A 12,930-nucleotide genomic window follows, 5' to 3' on the forward strand; every position below is an offset into this window, starting at 1 on the left:
AATTTTAAAGATTTCTATTATTTAAGTATGATGATTACAGTAATAATGCACTGCTTCGCGTACGAATGCCGCTCCGCCGGGGCGAATGCGGTCATAGTTGGCCGCGAAACGCGGATCAGCAACCCACATATCCGCCAGGTTGCGGAAAATTTTCAGATCGAGCGTGTAAAAATAGCGATTCAAGTAGTCGAAATATTCTCCCACCGCCTGCTGGATGTCCGCATCCTCAGGCGCAGCGCCGGCATCAGCTCCAACCATGCGTGAAATCAACTGATTTCCTTGTGCTTTTATGTCTTCCTGTTGTTGGGGGGAATAACTGGCCCACTTCTGCTGTGATTCGACATATTGGGAGGTGTTGCCCCAACGCGCGCGTGCCTCTTCTTCATATTCCGAATGGTCGAAACCCTCGAAGTAATCTTTTTCACCCATCCTGCCGGTGCCGGTCAGGCTGTCGATCGTTTGGTCGAGTGTACGCAGCAAGCGCTGCAGGCGGTTTTGCTGGGTTTGCAGGCTCAAGCGATGCTTATTGAGTGCATCCACCATATCGAAATCCGGCCGGTTAATAATGGAACGGATATCTTCCAGCGGCAGATCCAGTTCACGGAAAAACATGATCTGTTGGAGCTTAAGCAGACTGGACTGATCATAGGTACGGTATCCGTTGGCACGGATCTCAACCGGTTTAAGCAGGTCGATTTGGTCATAGTACCGAATCGTGCGGGTGGTAACCCCTGCCATATCGGCAATTTGCTTGATAGTGTAAGTAGAATCACTCATAGTAAAAAATATCTTACACCTTTACGTTACGTTAATGTCAAGCAACCAAAATACCGCATTTCTGCGGTATTTTTACTGTCTGGTTGAAAAAAAATTAATCAGCTTGACTGGAATCTTTGCTTTTTTGAAGTTTCTTAAGCCACTTCTTGCGGTCTTTCCGTTCCAGTTTGATGCCCTGGGTGATAGTTGTATAAGTAAAGAAGAAAAACAGCAGGAATATAGCACCCATCAGGATGAGGTTATACAACTTTATTGGTGTACTTTGCCATGGGAGATGGATCAGCGGATTGTCAATGGCATAAATAATAATGTTTGCGATGATGGCAATTACGCGAACTTCGGTCGGGCCAAGCGAACCATAGGAAATTTTGAATTCACCCTTTACGGAGGTGGTGATGTAAACCAGATTAGCCATACATTGGTAGCCGACCAAGGCCAGCAATGCCAGGTTTAAATCTACGTATGGGGAAAGGCCAATGCCGATGAAGATAATCACTTCGCTGATAGTGTCTATGGTGTGGTCGATAAAGAAACCGTAGCGCGGCCGTTCGATTTTTCGATAGCGTGCCAGGTTGCCGTCCAGACTATCGCCAAACCAGTTGAGGAAAAATCCCAGATTAGCCAGCCAAAGGAAATTCTTATCAAAGTTAGTCAGATAATAACAGGCGCCGATTAAAACTGAGGCTAATAACCCTAAGAAGGTCAGATGGTCCGGAGTGACCCAATGGGGCATGTGTTCCACCAACCATGCGATGGCTGGCCGTTCGAGCGGGCCGAGCAGGATCTTATTAACGCGGTGGTGTTTCTTAATGTTTTTTAATTCATTCTTCTTCTTTTTTGCCATAACTTTATTCTACCTTCTTATTCAGCTTAAAAATTATTTTCAATTTAAGGCATTTCGTCCAATGCTTCCGGCCAAACCGGGTAGGTCATCGCCCATTGGCTCGGATTTTGACCGATCATTTTTTCGCCTTCCGCCAGGACTTTTTCGGCGTTTCTCTCGATTTCATCCTGTGCATCTTCGTAGGGTTTCATGTAGATTGGGTCTGAACAGCTTAACTCATATTTACCCTGTGAGTTGCGCAGACAGGCGAGGACGACAATCGCTGAATGCGTTTGCAGGGCCATGCGTACGTAACTGGTCGGCACCGGCGCGGGACGGCCGAAGAATTTGGGATAATAATTGGTTTTATCGAGCGGACGTTCCATGCCGGTCACGACAAAACCGCCTTCTTTCAGATACGCTTTAGCGGCGCGCATGTTCTCGGTGGACATGGGTCGAATATCCATGCCGATCTCGCGGCGCAGCTTGTTTTGCCAGGCATAACCGCCGTTCGGTTGGGGATAGCTGAGGACAAATAATTTGTAACCCTGCAGGGCAATGGCGCGCCCGCCCAGGTCAAAATTACCTAGATGCGGGCCTATGAAAATGGTGCCCTCATCGCAATCAGCGCGTTCCTGTAAAACCCTCGTGACTTTGGGCGTGAAGATGACTTTTTCCCGGATAGCCGGGTAATCATGCATGTAATGGTAAAACTCGAAGATACTGTGCGCGGTGTTGCGGATGGTCCGATCGACCTGGACGTCCAATTCCTCTTTGGATAGGCGCTCACCGGTTATCACCCATTGGTTGGCGCGGGCTGCCCGGATTAATTTTGCATTCGGGTGCTTGCATAAAAAATCAGCCGCGAAATCAGCCAACTTATAACCGGTTTTTGTGGAAGTGTTTTTGGCGACGCCTAAAACAATGCCAATACCTAAACGACTGTTGATGATCGATAGTAGGGACATATTTTTAATGTTAACACAAATTGATTTGTGAGGTTTCCTTTCTATAAAATCTAAGAAAATTTATATATTAATTTACGGTTGGAAGGAAATAACGATGTGGAAAAGGCCGGGAAAATGACAAAAATCATACATTTCCTTGACAAAGTACATGGTACATGATAAAAATGTGCCTATCATGTTTGAGATTCGATCACCTAAAGCTAAACATCATTCACATATCACTCCTTCTGGAAGGAGCGGCGTTTTGCTATAGGGAAATGAAGTATCTCTAACCTAATAAGTGAACGTGAAGGGCCTTCCAGGAATGGAAGGCCTTTTTCGTTTGCCTGCTGAATATGAGAAATTATCCGGAGGTTCTGTATGAAAAAATATAAAATATTGCCCTAATACGAAAATGAGATGGATTGGTTTGAATTATAGAACTTGATAATTCGGCAGGCTACAAAACAAAATTCTGAAAGTAACGCTATAGGAGAAGAAATGAACAACAAGAAGTATCTGGTAATTGCCTTTCTGGTAATCGGCGCTCTCGCATTGGGAGCTTGCGGCGGCGCGGACACGACAGCTGCTGACAACACAGCTGCGGAAGAAGCTGCTCCGGCGGAAGATGCGGCCGCGGAAGAAGCTGCTCCCGCCGAGGAAGCAGCAGCTGAACTGACTTACGACGAAAACGGTATTCCCGTTTACGGCTGCCTGGGCTCAGCTGAAACCGCACTGGTCGATCTGGACTGCCGCGAAGTGACCGTGGCTGTTGAAGACGCGTACCTGCCTTTCAACTACATCTACGAAGGCAAGGCCGGCGGTTGGGACTACGTTGTAATCCCGCAAATTTGCGAACTGCTGCACTGCACCCCCGTATTCCAGGAATGCTCCTGGGATATTCTGATTCAGTCTGTTGCTGATGGCCTGTATGACATGGCCGGCGACGGCGTCACCATCACCCCCGAACGCGATGAAATTGTCGATTTCTCGGACAGCTACATCTCCATCGACCAGCGCCTGCTGGTAAAAATGGGCGAAGATCGCTTTGCTTCCATCGAAGAATTTGTAGCGAACCCGGACCTGATTCTGGGCACCCAGGTAGCTACCACCAACTACGAGACCGCGGCAACCTATCTGCCGGAAGATCGCATCAGCGCTTTCGAACAATTCCCCTTCGCCGTTCAGTCTCTGCTTTCCAACGATGTGGATGCAGTCTTGATTGACGAACAGGTGGGTTTGGGCTACGTTTCCCAGAATCCCGATGACATCGAATTGGTCGGCCCGTCCATTTCCAGTGACTTGCTCGGTTTTGTTTTCCCCAACGACAGCGACCTGGTGGAACCCTTCAACACCGCTCTGGCAGAATTAAAGAGCAACGGTTTCCTGGAACAGGTTAACACCCAATTCTTTGGACTTTCCTTCACATTAACTTACGACGATATTGAGTAAATAAAAATAAATGGGCTGGCTGATTTCAAATCGGCCAGCCCGATTTCTAATCGGTTTAAAAATAGAGGACATCATGGCGTTTGAAGATTCGTTATCTGCTGCACAGAAGGTTTCTTTGCAGCAATCCAGGCGACAGCGGTTACGTACCAGGCTGGCCACCTTTCCCTGGTGGCTGGTGCTTATCCTGCTACTTATTGTTGGTACGCTGCTGCTGATCACCAATAGTCCCACTTATAATGAGGCTTTTGTCACCATTCGCAGTGGGATGATCGTAACTTTGTATATCACATTAATATCCTATGCCATTTCACTGCTAATCGGTTTATTCACCGGGTTGGGCCGGGTTTCTTCCAGTATATTGTCCCAAAATATCGCAACATTTTACGTGGAACTCATGCGCGGTATTCCCATGCTGGTACTGATCTTCTTCATTGCCCTGGTCATGGTACCGGGTGTGGTGAACTTTTTGGCTTTATTAGGTGCCAAGCTGATTGAGCTGGGACTGACTACAATTGGGAATCCATTGGCAGGTTTAAGCAACCGCTCAATATCCATGAGCGTGCGCGCAGTAATTGCTCTTTCATTGACCTATGGCGCATATTCCGCTGAGATTTTCCGTGCCGGTATTCAATCGGTTGCGAAGGGGCAGATGGAAGCCGCTCGCTCGCAGGGTATGAGCCACGGACAAGCCATGCGCAACGTTGTGCTGCCGCAGGCCATCCGCAATGTGCTGCCGGCCATTGGGAATGATTTTATTTCCATGCTAAAAGATTCTTCCCTGGTATCCATTCTGGCGGTGCGCGATATTACACAGATTGCCCGTTTGTATGCCGGGCATTCATTCCGGTATCCGGAAGCTTATACAACCCTTTCGGTCATGTATTTGACCATGACATTATTGCTTTCCATGCTGGTGAAATTATTGGAAAGGCGGTTACGGAATAATGGCTAATCTTACTGATGAGAAACTGGTCGAAGTAAAGTCGATCAATAAATGGTTTGGTGATTTACAGGCTCTGGATGATGTCAGCCTGGATGTGCAGTCCGGCAAAGTTATGGTGATCATTGGTCCGAGCGGTTCAGGTAAATCCACTTTACTGCGCTGCATTAATTATCTGGAGACGCCCACAAATGGGCAGGTTTGGTTTAATGGGGAACGCCTGACCAGTGATCAGAGAGAACTGAACCGCCACCGCGCGGAAATCGGTATGGTATTCCAGAGCTTTAATTTGTACGCGCACCTTACCATTTTGGAGAATATCACCCTGGCGTTAAAAGTTGTGAAGAAAATTAAGCAGAAGGATGCTGAAAGCATCGCCATTGAGCAGCTTAAGAAAGTTGGGATTGCGGATAAAGCCGACAAACTACCTTCACAAATTTCCGGCGGTCAGCAGCAGCGCGCTGCAATTGCCCGCGCCCTGGCCATGCGCCCCAAGTTGATGCTGTTTGATGAACCCACCAGCGCACTTGATCCTGAAATGATTAAAGAAGTGCTGGATGTAATGATGATGCTGGCAAAAGAAGGCATCACCATGATCATTGTGACCCACGAGATGGGTTTTGCCCGCGCGGCGGCTGATGAAGTGATCTTCATGGATAACGGCCGCATCGTGGAGAAAAATACGCCGGACGGACTGTTCAATCAGCCTACCAGCGATCGGACAAAACTCTTCCTGTCACAAATCTTACATAAATAATATCTCATGATGTCCTAAAAATGCGCGGGGAACATAGCTTCGGTTGTGTTCCCCGACGCGCATGGGCGGAAAGATGTCCCAATCCGTGTAGAGATAAAAAAGATATCGTGATATAAATTCCTTTATTATCAAAACAGGACGGCAATACGTTGAAAAAGAAGAATCATGCAATGGAAAATGGTTCATACCATTTCTACAGCGACAAATTTATCTTGCGGGTAAGCAATCGTGTTTGCATCAGCTCGGAAGAATTGTTGACCAGTGAACCTTTCCTCAAGTTCTATTACTCATATTTGGAATCATTAAAAAGGAAGCAGTCTCCGCTTCTGAACATCTTCTCAACTAAAGATTATTCCGAAGATGAAGTCAAATTGCTTCAGGAAACCCTTTACTACCTGAACTCGCTTCAGGCAGACAAAGTCGCCAAACTTGTGGACGGATCGGAAATTTTCTTTCGGGATACCCTGCTGTTCAATGAATTCATTGAGCAGTTTTACAATTACTGGCGGCGCATGCACCGTCTGGTGATTTGCGACTCAGTTTTTGATCGCATGGATCAGCGCCCCTATCGCACGTTCAACGATCTGGTGGAAAGTCTGATGCACCTGGTGCGCAGCACCTACCGCAACATTCAAGAAAACATCACTGGAAAGCATCCCAAGATTTACCGCCAGGTGAGCGCCGGTGCTGAAATTGGCGCAATCGCGCTGCCGATGAAATTGAATTATCCCAACAGCAGCTTTTCGGTTTTGGATGATATTTTTGTCATCCGCCAGGTGTTGATCTATCCACCGATGATCTTCAACACCCCCAATAACAAACGCAAGGGACAGTTCGCGCGCATCGATCGCAATCCTTTGGATGGCATCAAGCTGGATCCCAAAGAGTGGTTGTGCTACCCGGCTCGGGTGGGGCCGCTGCTGATCGCGATTTATTTCCCGCTCAGCTTTTTCGAGCTGGGATTTTCTCTCTCCAATTTGTTTGAGCTGGCGGACGAAAACGACCTGCAGCGCAAACCGGACGCGGTTTATATTTACGGCGCGCCGGAAGAAACTTCATTGTCTGTTGACGGCAACGAGACCGTTTTCTTCGATGATGAGAAGAACAACATCATGGTCGGTTCAGTACCGTTCAAGAATGAATACGCCTACTTCGGCTACCTGAAGAAGATGATCCTGACCCTGCACAACATCATCCGCATGAAGGACGGTTACCTGCCCTTCCATGGCGCGATGGTGCAGATCACCATGCGCAATAAGAAACCCTTCTCGGTGTTGATTATGGGCGACAGCGGTGCGGGAAAGTCCGAATCGATTGAAGCGCTGCGCTTGATTGCCAGTGATGAGATCGAAGACCTGATGGTTGTGGCGGATGATATGGGTTCGATTGCCGTAAATGAACAGGGCAGGCTGGTGGGTTACGGTACGGAAATGGGCGCCTTTGTACGCCTGGATGACCTGCAGTCCGGTTATGCCCTGGGCCAGATTGACCGCACCATTATCATGAACCCCGACCAGGTCAACGCGCGCGTGGTCATGCCCGTGACGCGTTACGAATACATCATGGCCGGTACGCCCATCGACTGCGTGTTGTATGCCAATAACTACGAAGCAGTGGATAAGGACCATCCCATCATTGACCGCTTTGCGAATGCCAAAGACGCCTTGAACGTCTTCCGGCGCGGCGCGGTGATGAGCAAGGGCACTACAACTACCAAGGGGCTGGTGGAGAATTACTTTGCCAATATTTTCGGCCCGCCGCAGTATCACGATCTGCATGAGGGCCTGGCACAGAAGTATTTCCAGAAAATGTTCGATCAGAACATCTACGTCGGCCAGATGCGTACCCAGTTGGGTATCCCGGGCAGCGAACAAACGGGGCCAAAGCAGTCAGCCACCGCGCTGCTGCAAATGATTAATGAGAAAGCAGGAGACGCCTAAAGCGTCTCCTTTCTTTTTTTAACCACGCAATAACCGTTTAACCACAAAATTCGCGAAATACACGAAATATATTGGCGAGTAGGGCGCAACTCACTTATTAAAGGGATCCTTCATATAAACCTTGTTTTACCTTCGGAGCTTATTTTTATATAATAAACATACGGTAAAACAAAAAGTCTGAATATTATGGATGCCAATTTCCGCTTTTACGCGGAATTAAACGAGTTCCTCCCCCGCGATCGCCAATATCAAACACTGCAAATTTCCTTTAAAGACCGCCAAAGTGTTAAACATTTGATCGAATCCAGCGGCATTCCTCACACTGAAGTGGACCTGGTACTGGTGAACGGGCAGTCGGTGGATTTCAGTTATTTAGTCCGGCAGGGCGATCGTGTGGCAGTTTATCCGGTTTTTGAATCCGTCGATATCACCCCGCTGTTGAAACTGCGGCCCGCGCCGCTGCGCGAGGCGCGTTTTGTTTTGGATGGGCACTTGGGCCGCCTGGCAGCTTACCTGCGCATGCTGGGCTTTGACTCGCTTTACCGCAATGATTACAACGACCAGGAGCTGGCGAAGATTTCAGATGAGCAGAAGCGCATCCTGCTCACGCGCGATCGCGGGCTGCTCAAGCGCAGTCTGGTTACGCGCGGGTACTGCCTGCGCACACGGGATCCGCGCCAGCAATTATTAGGTGTTGTACGGCGCTTTGACCTGTTGGGGCAGGTGCAGCCTTTCACGCGCTGCATTACCTGCAATGGAAAGCTTGAGCCGGTAAGCAAAACAAAGATCGAAGACCAGCTGGAGCCTCTGACCCGCAAGTATTTCCAGGAATTTTCACGCTGCGAGCAATGCGGCCAGATTTACTGGAAGGGTTCGCACCATGACCGCATGCAAGCCTTATTGGATTGGCTGAAAACGGAATCTGACGGGAATTCAACGGATTTCTGACGAAATATTGACCAAAAACATATGCATTAGGTTGGTTAAGTGATAGAATCGGCTTCTTGTGCCCCTCGTGATAGAGGGTAATGAGGTAGAAAAATAAAAGGTATGTTAGCGAATCATGTTGATGTAGAGAAATCATCGGTATTGCTCAAAGATAAAGTCAAACTGGCCGGATTATCGGCGGCTGACGTCTATAAATTAATGGGGGTAAGCGAAAAGGGGCTCGCTTCACAAGAAGTACAAGACAGACTGAAAACTTATGGGGCCAACCAAATCAAGGAAGCCAAGAAAGCTTCCCTGCTGCTTAAGTTTGTCAGTAATTTCACCCACCTGATGGCGATTCTGTTATGGGTGGGGGGATTTGTCGCGTTAATTGCGCGTATGCCGGAGCTGACCATAGCTATTTGGCTGGTCAATGTTATTAATGGCGCTTTCAGCTTCTGGCAGGAATTCCGCGCGGAGAAAGCAACCGATGCCCTGAAAAAACTGCTGCCGGCATTCTCACGCGTGCTGCGGGATGGCGTTGAACAGAAGATTTTGGCCGAGGAATTGGTGCCGGGGGACATTGTTCTGCTGGCAGAGGGTGAGAAGATTTCCGCCGACTGCCGTCTGGTGGATCAGGCGGCGCTGCGCACCGACCAGGCTACCCTGACCGGCGAATCACGCCCGGTGAACAAGACCGCGGAAGCGGTACTGCAGGACAAGATTACTTATACCGAGTTACCCAATATGGTGTTTGCCGGAACGAGCGTTGCGACCGGAACCGGCAAGGCCATCGTGCTTTCCACCGGTATGAACACCGAATTCGGCAAGATTGCCAACCTGACCCAGGAAATGAAAGAAGAGCTCAGCCCGCTGCAATTGGAGATGAAAAACGTCACCAAAATGGTGACCGTCATTGCGGTGGTGGTAGGTATTATCTTCTTTATTATGGCGTTGGTCCTGGCAGGGATTGACCCGGCTGAGAGCTTCATTTTTGGGCTGGGCATGATTGTGGCTTTCGTACCGGAAGGCCTGCTGCCAACTGTGACCCTTGCGCTGGCAATGGGGACGCAGCGCATGGCCAAACGGCACGCGCTGATCAAGAAATTATCCGCTGTAGAGACATTGGGCTGCACCTCCGTGATCTGTACCGATAAAACCGGCACGCTGACACAGAACGAAATGACCGTGCGCGCGCTTTGGCTGCCGGGTTCAAACCAAACAATGGGATCAACTTTTTCACTGGGCGGAACCGGTTATGAACCGGTCGGTGAATTGTCGCTGGGTGATGAGAAGGTGGACGCAGAGCAGCAATTTAATGTACGCATGCTGCTGACAGCCGGCAGTTTATGCAACGATGCGCGCTTGCTGGAACCGGACGGCGCTCCCGGCCACGGCTGGACGATTTTGGGCGATCCTACCGAAGCGGCCATTAAAGTGGCTGCGCGCAAGTGTAAGCTGGATTTGAATGAACTGGAACGGTCGTTCCCGCGCGTTTTTGAAATTCCTTTTGATTCGCGCCGCAAACGCATGACCACCATTCATAAAATTGATCCCTATCAAGCTTCAAATGAATATTTTGCCTGTGGAAAATCCAAACGCGTTGCCTTCATTAAGGGCGCGCCCAAGGAAGTCCTGGACTTATGTTCGTCCGTTTGTGTGCAGGGGACTATTTCCGCGATAGACGAGGCAACCCGTGAGGCAGTCATGGCTGCCAACGACAATTTCGCTCGCGACGGATTGCGCGTGCTGGCAGTTGCGCAGCGGGCGCTGCCGGACGGCATGTTGAATTATGAAGCCGAACAGATGGAAAGCGAGCTGGTCTTCATCGGCCTGGTAGCCATGATGGATCCGCCGCGGCCGGAAGTGGCCGAAGCCGTACAGAAATGCCATCATGCCGGCATCCGCATTATCATGATCACGGGCGACTACGGCCTGACAGCCGAGAGTATTGCCCGGCGCGTGGGTATCATCCGCGGCAGCCATCCGCGTATTGTGACCGGCTTTGACCTGAATGCCATGGATGAGCAGGCGCTGGAAGAGGCGTTGAAAGACGAAGTCATCTTCGCGCGTGTGGCACCGGAGCATAAACTGCGCGTGGTTTCAGCCTTGCAGGAATTGGGTTTCATTGTGGCTGTAACGGGCGACGGTGTGAACGACGCGCCGGCTTTAAAGAAAGCCAACATTGGTGTGGCGATGGGTATCAGCGGCAGTGATGTGGCCAAGGAAGCCGCTGCCATGATCCTGACGGACGATAATTTTGCTTCCATTGTGAACGCGATTGAAGAAGGCCGTGCGGTTTACGCCAACATCCGCAAATTCACCACGTACATTTTTACGTCCAACACGCCTGAAGCGGTACCTTTCATTCTTTTCGCTTTCTCGGCGGCGCGTATTCCGCTGGCTTTGAACGTTATGCATATCCTTTCAGTTGACCTGGGTACCGATATCGTGCCCGCGCTGGCATTGGGTTCGGAACCGCCGGAACCCGGTATTATGGACCGCCCGCCGCGTAACCTGAATGAGCACGTCATTGATGGCGCCATGTTAAAGCGGGCCTATTTCTGGCTGGGCAGTATGCAAAGTCTGGCGACCATGGCGGCTTTCTATTATTTTTATTGGACGAACGGATTCAGCGGCCAATGGCTGGACCTGCCGGGCGAGGGGAGTATTTACCGCTCTGCTACCGGCATGGCACTGGCAGCGGTGGTAATGACCCAGATCGGGAACCTGCTGACGCAGCGTTCGGAGCGTACATCAATCTTTAAGCTGCCGTTGAATCGCAACCATATGTTGTGGATTGGCGTTGGTTCTGAAATCGTGATTGTCTTGATGATGATTTACGTGCCGATTTTCAATAATTTCATTGGCACAGGGCCTTTCCCGTTGGCAAATTGGGGATTCCTGGCAGCTTGGATACCCTCTCTAATCATTATGGATGAAATCCGTAAAGCCCTTTTACGGCGCAAAGAAAAGAGAGGATAATGATGGAAGATATAAACTATGGCATACTGAGATTAATCAGGAGGAAGCAATGAAAGTGATCATTATCGGGTGCGGGCGCCTGGGATCGGGCATGGCGCGCGATCTGAGCCGGCGCGGTAACGACGTAACGGTCATAGATATCAACCCTTTGGCATTTGAACGTCTGGGTACGGGATTGAAGATCAACACAGTGACCGGTATCGGTTTTGACCGTAACGTATTAACCCAAGCCGGAATTGAATCGGCGGATTCATTGGCGGCAGTGACGGCCAGCGATGAAGCCAACGTGGTAGCGGCCAGGATCGCGAAAATGGTTTTCCGGGTTCCGCGTGTGGCTGCCCGTGTGTATGATCCGCGCAAAGCGGAAATTTACCGCCGCCTGGGTATTCCAACCATTTCCCCGGTAGCCATCACGGCTGCGCGCATGTCGGATTTGCTGACCTTCTCCAACCTGAATACGCTCATTCGCCTGGGAACAGGTGAAGTAAGCGTGATTGAGATTGAGGCTAACGACTTGTTGGCCGGACGCACAATTGAAGAAATCGGTCTACCGGGTAAGGCACTGGTCATTTCCATTACCCGTATGGGGAAATCTTTTCTGCCAACGGCCAAGATGGCATTGGAATTTGGGGATGTTGTCCACCTGGCAGTGATGGGCGAAGATACGGACCGTATTGCAAGCATGTTTGGATAAGGCGGAGGGACGATGAAAACAATGGTAATTGGCGGCGGCAAAGTCGGCGAATTCATAGCCGATTTCCTGCAAAAACAGGGCCACAACGTTGTTGTGGTTGAAGAACGCCGCGAAGAGCTGGAACGGCTTCACAAAGAAGTTGGCGAGCAAAATGTAGTTTTAGGAAGCGGCACCGATCCGGTGGTGCTGGAATCTTCCGGCATCCGCCAGATGGACGTGGTTGCTGCGGTAACCGGCAAGGACGAAGTCAACCTGGTAGTAGCCAGTCTGGCTCGCTTTGAGTTCAACGTGCCGCGCGTGATTGCGCGTGTGAATAATCCCAAGAATGCCTGGATGTTCACCGATGATATGGGTGTGGACGCGGCTTTGAATCAGGCTGAATTGATTGGCCATTTAATCCTTGAAGAAATGTCATTGGGTGATATGGTTCCGCTGTTGAAACTGCGCCGCGGACAGTATTCCCTGATCGAAGAGAAAGTTCACCCGCTCTCGATTATGGCAGGCAAACGCATTGAGGAGATCAAACTGCCGGATCAGTGTGTGCTGATTGCAGTGCTGCGCAAGGATGACATGATCATCCCGCACGGTAAAGTGGAAATTCAGGCGGCTGATGAAATCATCGCGTTGGCGCATTTCTCCCAATTGGATGAATTGGACGCAATTTTGGGGCCGGCGGGGCAGCGCTAAA

11 protein-coding genes are annotated in these 12,930 nt (G+C 49.9%); 8 read left to right on the plus strand and 3 right to left on the minus strand.

The window, feature by feature from the left end; genetic code table 11:
• Positions 1–21: 21 nt before the first annotated feature.
• The 3 genes from Pelsub_RS05310 to Pelsub_RS05320 all read right to left on the minus strand — a co-directional run bounded on the left by Pelsub_RS05310 (position 22) and on the right by Pelsub_RS05320 (position 2,568).
• Positions 22–777, minus strand: coding sequence for a MerR family transcriptional regulator (locus tag Pelsub_RS05310; protein ID WP_116224760.1), 756 nt, complete (start codon positions 775–777; stop codon positions 22–24).
• Between the two features lie 94 nt (positions 778–871).
• Positions 872–1,621: a CDP-alcohol phosphatidyltransferase family protein gene (locus Pelsub_RS05315; RefSeq protein WP_116224759.1), complete on the minus strand. Its 750-nt coding sequence runs from the start codon at positions 1,619–1,621 to the stop codon at positions 872–874.
• Positions 1,622–1,665: 44 nt separating this feature from the next.
• Entirely contained in the window at positions 1,666–2,568 is a 903-nt protein-coding gene (locus Pelsub_RS05320) for a lysophospholipid acyltransferase family protein (RefSeq protein ID WP_116224758.1), read from the minus strand.
• Between the two features lie 480 nt (positions 2,569–3,048).
• Here Pelsub_RS05320 and Pelsub_RS05325 point away from each other — a divergent pair, with 480 nt between their 5' ends.
• The 8 genes from Pelsub_RS05325 to Pelsub_RS05360 all read left to right on the plus strand — a co-directional run bounded on the left by Pelsub_RS05325 (position 3,049) and on the right by Pelsub_RS05360 (position 12,929).
• Positions 3,049–3,999, plus strand: a complete 951-nt coding sequence (locus Pelsub_RS05325; protein ID WP_116224757.1) for a substrate-binding periplasmic protein — start codon at positions 3,049–3,051, stop codon at positions 3,997–3,999.
• 73 nt (positions 4,000–4,072) lie between these two features.
• Positions 4,073–4,951, plus strand: coding sequence for an amino acid ABC transporter permease (locus Pelsub_RS05330; protein ID WP_116224756.1), 879 nt, complete (start codon positions 4,073–4,075; stop codon positions 4,949–4,951).
• Complete coding sequence (locus Pelsub_RS05335; protein WP_116224755.1) at positions 4,944–5,696, plus strand: amino acid ABC transporter ATP-binding protein; 753 nt, start codon at positions 4,944–4,946, stop codon at positions 5,694–5,696. Before Pelsub_RS05330 ends, Pelsub_RS05335 begins: the two co-directional genes overlap by 8 nt.
• Positions 5,697–5,866: 170 nt before the next feature.
• Complete coding sequence (locus Pelsub_RS05340) at positions 5,867–7,636, plus strand: phosphoenolpyruvate carboxykinase (ATP) (RefSeq protein ID WP_116224754.1); 1,770 nt, start codon at positions 5,867–5,869, stop codon at positions 7,634–7,636.
• Positions 7,637–7,822: 186 nt separating this feature from the next.
• Positions 7,823–8,584 (plus strand): Mut7-C RNAse domain-containing protein, encoded by a 762-nt coding sequence (locus Pelsub_RS05345; RefSeq protein ID WP_174233249.1) that lies wholly within the window; start codon positions 7,823–7,825, stop codon positions 8,582–8,584.
• Between the two features lie 102 nt (positions 8,585–8,686).
• Positions 8,687–11,548 (plus strand): cation-translocating P-type ATPase, encoded by a 2,862-nt coding sequence (locus Pelsub_RS05350; protein ID WP_116224752.1) that lies wholly within the window; start codon positions 8,687–8,689, stop codon positions 11,546–11,548.
• A gap of 49 nt (positions 11,549–11,597) precedes the next feature.
• Positions 11,598–12,242 carry a potassium channel family protein gene (locus Pelsub_RS05355; RefSeq protein WP_116224751.1) on the plus strand — a complete coding sequence of 215 codons (645 nt, stop codon included), beginning with the start codon at positions 11,598–11,600 and terminating at the stop codon, positions 12,240–12,242.
• Between the two features lie 12 nt (positions 12,243–12,254).
• Positions 12,255–12,929 carry a potassium channel family protein gene (locus Pelsub_RS05360; protein WP_116224750.1) on the plus strand — a complete coding sequence of 225 codons (675 nt, stop codon included), beginning with the start codon at positions 12,255–12,257 and terminating at the stop codon, positions 12,927–12,929.
• Position 12,930 lies beyond the last annotated feature (1 nt).

Source organism: Pelolinea submarina, assembly GCF_003966975.1.
Lineage (GTDB): Bacteria > Chloroflexota > Anaerolineae > Anaerolineales > Anaerolineaceae > Pelolinea > Pelolinea submarina.

What these genes read in the sequence shown, in the direction of transcription:
- Pelsub_RS05310 (WP_116224760.1), bottom strand. Translation starts at nt 777, where the DNA reads ATGAGTGATTCTACTTACACTATCAAGCAAATTGCCGATATGGCAGGG.
- Pelsub_RS05315 (WP_116224759.1), bottom strand. Translation starts at nt 1,621, where the DNA reads ATGGCAAAAAAGAAGAAGAATGAATTAAAAAACATTAAGAAACACCAC.
- Pelsub_RS05320 (WP_116224758.1), bottom strand. Translation starts at nt 2,568, where the DNA reads ATGTCCCTACTATCGATCATCAACAGTCGTTTAGGTATTGGCATTGTT.
- Pelsub_RS05325 (WP_116224757.1), top strand. Translation starts at nt 3,049, where the DNA reads ATGAACAACAAGAAGTATCTGGTAATTGCCTTTCTGGTAATCGGCGCT.
- Pelsub_RS05330 (WP_116224756.1), top strand. Translation starts at nt 4,073, where the DNA reads ATGGCGTTTGAAGATTCGTTATCTGCTGCACAGAAGGTTTCTTTGCAG.
- Pelsub_RS05335 (WP_116224755.1), top strand. Translation starts at nt 4,944, where the DNA reads ATGGCTAATCTTACTGATGAGAAACTGGTCGAAGTAAAGTCGATCAAT.
- Pelsub_RS05340 (WP_116224754.1), top strand. Translation starts at nt 5,867, where the DNA reads ATGGAAAATGGTTCATACCATTTCTACAGCGACAAATTTATCTTGCGG.
- Pelsub_RS05345 (WP_174233249.1), top strand. Translation starts at nt 7,823, where the DNA reads ATGGATGCCAATTTCCGCTTTTACGCGGAATTAAACGAGTTCCTCCCC.
- Pelsub_RS05350 (WP_116224752.1), top strand. Translation starts at nt 8,687, where the DNA reads ATGTTAGCGAATCATGTTGATGTAGAGAAATCATCGGTATTGCTCAAA.
- Pelsub_RS05355 (WP_116224751.1), top strand. Translation starts at nt 11,598, where the DNA reads ATGAAAGTGATCATTATCGGGTGCGGGCGCCTGGGATCGGGCATGGCG.
- Pelsub_RS05360 (WP_116224750.1), top strand. Translation starts at nt 12,255, where the DNA reads ATGAAAACAATGGTAATTGGCGGCGGCAAAGTCGGCGAATTCATAGCC.